The sequence below is a fragment of the Inquilinus sp. genome (assembly GCF_057815775.1).
In genome coordinates this window covers 1-4,023 of record NZ_JBYRFX010001121.1, presented here as the reverse complement: position 1 = coordinate 4,023, position 4,023 = coordinate 1, and the positions used below count along the sequence as shown (strand labels likewise).

General features: G+C 71.0%; 5 protein-coding genes. 1 reads left to right on the top strand and 4 read right to left on the bottom strand.

The genetic code is table 11. The annotated features are described in order from the left end of the window. The coding region (locus tag AC3XYG_RS40005) for a protein-disulfide reductase DsbD domain-containing protein (protein WP_489145487.1) at positions 1-1,118 on the bottom strand (1,118 nt) is incomplete at its 3' end. A gap of 103 nt (positions 1,119-1,221) precedes the next feature. Here AC3XYG_RS40005 and AC3XYG_RS40000 point away from each other — a divergent pair. Further along, positions 1,222-1,821: a YqgE/AlgH family protein gene (locus tag AC3XYG_RS40000; RefSeq protein ID WP_489145486.1), complete on the top strand. Its 600-nt coding sequence runs from the start codon at positions 1,222-1,224 to the stop codon at positions 1,819-1,821. 159 nt (positions 1,822-1,980) lie between these two features. On the opposite strand, the gene AC3XYG_RS39995 is transcribed toward AC3XYG_RS40000, so the two are convergent. From AC3XYG_RS39995 to AC3XYG_RS39985, 3 genes are all read right to left on the bottom strand, one after another. Continuing rightward, positions 1,981-2,526 (bottom strand): RNA 2'-phosphotransferase, encoded by a 546-nt coding sequence (locus AC3XYG_RS39995; RefSeq protein ID WP_489145485.1) that lies wholly within the window; start codon positions 2,524-2,526, stop codon positions 1,981-1,983. Positions 2,527-2,559: 33 nt separating this feature from the next. Further along, positions 2,560-3,270 (bottom strand): SAM-dependent methyltransferase, encoded by a 711-nt coding sequence (locus AC3XYG_RS39990; RefSeq protein ID WP_489145484.1) that lies wholly within the window; start codon positions 3,268-3,270, stop codon positions 2,560-2,562. Between the two features lie 160 nt (positions 3,271-3,430). Then, positions 3,431-4,023, bottom strand: a 593-nt coding sequence (locus AC3XYG_RS39985) for an aconitase family protein (protein ID WP_489145483.1), incomplete at its 5' end; no start/stop codon positions are given.

Sequence of the window (4,023 nt, the reverse complement as noted above, 5' to 3'; positions counted from 1 at the left end):
TGGATGCCCCAGCCGATCGTGGCGCCGGCCGCCTTCAGCCCGATGGCCGCGGCGGCGAGCACCAGGAAGGAGGCGACGATGCCGGCGGCGGTGGCCAGCAGGCCCAGCCGCTGCCGCCGCGGTGTCTGGCCGCCGGCCTTCACGATCGACAGCAGCTTCAGCGACAGCACCGGCAGCTCGCAGGGCATCAGGTTCAGGATCAGCCCGCCCAGCACCGCCACGCCCAGGATGGCCATCCAGGCGGCGGCATCGATCGGTGCCGCCGCGGCCGCAATCATCGGCCCGATGGTGGGCTTGGCCTCGACGCTGCGCGGGCCGTCGACCAGGGTCAGCGTGACCGGGCTGCCGGCCAGGGCGGTGGGCGGATCGCCCGCCTGGACCCGGTCGATCTGGGCGACCAGCCTGCGGCCGCCATCGCTGGTCGTGATCCGCGGGGCGGCGAAGGCGTCGCCCGGCGCACCCTCGACGAAGATGTCAGGCGCGGCGAAGGGCTCGCGCGCCGTCGCCTCGACCTGCAGCCCCTTGTCGGTGGCAGACACGGTGCCGATCGTCAGGCCGGCGGCGCTGCCGTCGCCGGGCACCGCATTGTCGAAGCGGTCGATCAGGTTGGCGGATTCGGGGTCGGGCGTTGCCGGGCCGGCCGGCAAGTCGAGCGCGAAGTGGAAATTGGCCGGGATGCAGATGTCGCTGCACACCAGAACGGTCGCCGCCAGTTCCAGATGCTGTCCCTGCCCCGGCTGCAACGCCGGCAGGGTCAGCGGGAACACCACCTCGGTCTCGTAGCCGTAGGTCTCCAGCCCGAACAGCTGGAACCGGTGCGGCGCGGGGTAGGCGAGGACGGCGGTGCCGAGGTTGGCGGACCCGGTCCAGTCCAGCACCGGCGGCAGCCCGGCATCGCCGGGGGACCGCCAATAGGTCTTCCAGTGCGGCTCCAGCCTGATCTGCAGCCCGGCCGGAATCGCGGCCAGGTCGCCGGTGCCGTTCACCGCCGTGATCAGGCGTGCCTCGGCGCCCTTGCCCGGCTGCCAGGTCGAAGCGGCGGCATCGGCCCGGCCCGGCTGGGCCAGGGACGCGATGGCCAGGACAGCCCCCAGCAGGAATGCGCACCCACGCGTCATCGAAACTCCGGCATCATGAAACGGCCTTTCTTTGGCCTATATAGTCGTTCGGAACCAGAGCGCCGCAGGTTAGCGTATTGTCGCGGACGAAATGGAGAGAGCAGTGGCCAGGACGAGTCGGGGCAGACCCAGGGGCAAGCCGGCGCCGGATGAAGCATACCTCACCGGGCAGCTCCTGATCGCCATGCCCACCCTGACCGCGCCGCCCTTCGCCCGGACGGTGATCTATCTGTGCGCGCACAGCGACCAGGGCGCGATGGGGCTGGTGGTGAACAAGCCGCTGTCGACCATCGACTTCCCGACCCTGCTCGACCAGCTCGGCATCCCGCATGGCGACCTGCTGGGCGAAACCCGGGTCCAGTTCGGCGGCCCGGTCGAATCGGGGCGCGGCTTCGTGCTGCATTCCGCCGACTACCGGGCCGAGAAGACGGCCGTGGTCGGCGAGATCGGCGTGACCTCGACGCTGGAGGTGCTGCAGGCGATCGCCAGCGGCGAAGGCCCCAGCCGCCGCCTGCTGGCGCTGGGCTATGCCGGCTGGAGCGCCGGCCAGCTCGACGCCGAGATCCAGGCCAATGGCTGGCTCAACGTGCCCTGCGACCCGGACATCCTGTTCGGCGAGGACCTGTCGGTGAAATGGGAACAGGCGATCGCCAAGCTCGGCTTCGCCCCGACGATGCTGTCCACCGAAGCCGGCCACGCCTGAGGCCATTCGCAAACGCGCCGGCGCGGCCGCCTGATGGCGCCGCCTGCGCTTCCGGTGCTCACGGACCTAAACGTCCGCTGCGCGCCGGTTCTCGGCACCACCACCAGTCGACTCACGCCGCCACGTTTTCGAACGGTCTTATGGTCGAGAGACGCGGGTTCAGGGCTCGCTCAGGAAGTTCGCGGGCACCGAGGCGGTCAGCCAGACGCCGTTGTCGGCCTGGTGGAAGATAAAGCCCTGCGCGTGCATGGCGCCGGCGGCGACGGTCAGCACCACGGGCTTGCCGTGGCGGCGCCCGACCGTGGTGGCCGTCTCGACATCCGGCGACAGATGGACGTGGTGGCGTGAGCCGGCGACCAGGCCCTGTGCCCGGATCGATTCCAGGAACCGGGTCGCGGTGCCATGGTACAGGCGCTCCGGCGGCACCACGGGCTCATAGGCGATCGCGACCTCCGGCGCCGAATGGCCCTGCACGGCGCGGATGCGGGCGCCGTCGGCGCTGATCGCGAAGCGCTTCTTGTCGCTGCTGTCGACCACCGCGTGGATCAACTGGGGATCCAGGGCCTTGCCATGGGCGGCCGCGGCGGCGATCAGCGCATCGATGCCGGCCCAGACTTCCGGGTCGAGCGCCAGGCCGATGGCCTGGGGCTCATGCCGCAGGACGTAGCTCAGGAACTTGCTGGTCTCGGTCAGGCTGTCGGCCATGTCGGGGCTCTCGAAGGTCGGCCGCGCAGCCTATCACACCCGCCGGGCCAGCCAGGCGCCCCAGAACAGGCTGGAGAAGAACGGTGTCGGCGGGCCGAAGCCGGTAGCGGTCAGCAATTCGGCAACAGCCTCTTCGGAGGGTGGCGGGTCGGCGCCCTGCAGGATCTTGCCCAGCTTGGTCTGTACTTCCTCCGGCGTCGCGCCATGCATCCGCCAACGCTGGCCCCAGGCCGCCAGCAGCAACGGCTGGCTGGCATAGGCGAAGCGGTTGCCGGCCAGGATCAGCGGCGCGCCCGGCTTGAGCCGCGCGGCCAGGGATCGCAGGATCGCGCGCTTGGCCTCGTCGCCCGGCAAATGGTGCAGCACGCCGATCAGCGTCGCGGCATCGAAGCGGCGATCGGCCGGCAGGTCGTCGACCGTGCCCAGGAGGATCTCGGTGCGGCCGTCCAGACCCGTCTCGCGCAGCCGGGCGGCGGCCAGATCCAGCATCGGCGCGGAGGGGTCGACGGCGGTGAAGCGCCAGCCTGGCTCCAGCGGCCCGGCGGTGACGATCTCCTGCGCCCCGCCGCCGGCGCCGGCGACCAGGATCTCGGCAGGGCCGCCGGAGCCCAGCGCCGCTGCCAGCATGCAGGCCGACAGCTGATGGCAGGCATCATAGCCGGCCAGGGCGATGCGGCTCTGGACGGCATATTCGCCGGCCCGGGCCGGGTCGAATTTGCGCGCGGCGTCGGATGGGGCGGACATGGCAGGGCGTTCCTCCCGGCAGAGCGGACGGTGGGATCGGACGGGACTGCTTGGAGGAACAACTCCCCCAACTGTCATGCCCGGACTTGATCCGGGCATCCAGAGGTTGTCGAGATCCTCTGGGTTGCCGGGTCAAGCCCGGCAATGACAGGGAAGGGTGTCAGTTCAGGTCGCGCACATCGGTCAGGTGGCCGGCGATCGCCGCGGCGGCGGCCATGGCCGGGCTGACCAGGTGGGTGCGCCCGCCGCGGCCCTGGCGGCCCTCGAAGTTGCGGTTCGAGGTCGAGGCGCAGCGTTCGCCGGGCGACAGCTTGTCGGCGTTCATTGCCAGGCACATCGAGCAGCCGGGCTCGCGCCAATCGAAGCCGGCGGCCTTGAACACCTCGTCCAGCCCCTCTTCCTCGGCCTGGATCTTCACCAGGCCGGAGCCGGGGACGATCATCGCGTACACGCTGTCGGCGACATGCCGGCCGCGGGCCACCGCGGCGGCGGCGCGCAGATCCTCGATCCGGCCGTTGGTGCAGGAGCCGATAAAGACCTTGTCGACCGCCAACTCGCTCATGCGCTGGCCCGGCTGCAGGCCCATGTAGTCCAGGCTGCGGCGCCAGGCGCTGGCCTTGTTGGCGTCCGGCGCCTTCTCCGGGTCCGGCACCACGCCGGTGATCGGTGCGACGTCTTCCGGGCTGGTGCCCCAGGTGACCATCGGCACGATGTCGGCGGCCTTCAGCACCACCTCGCGGTCGTAGCGGGCGC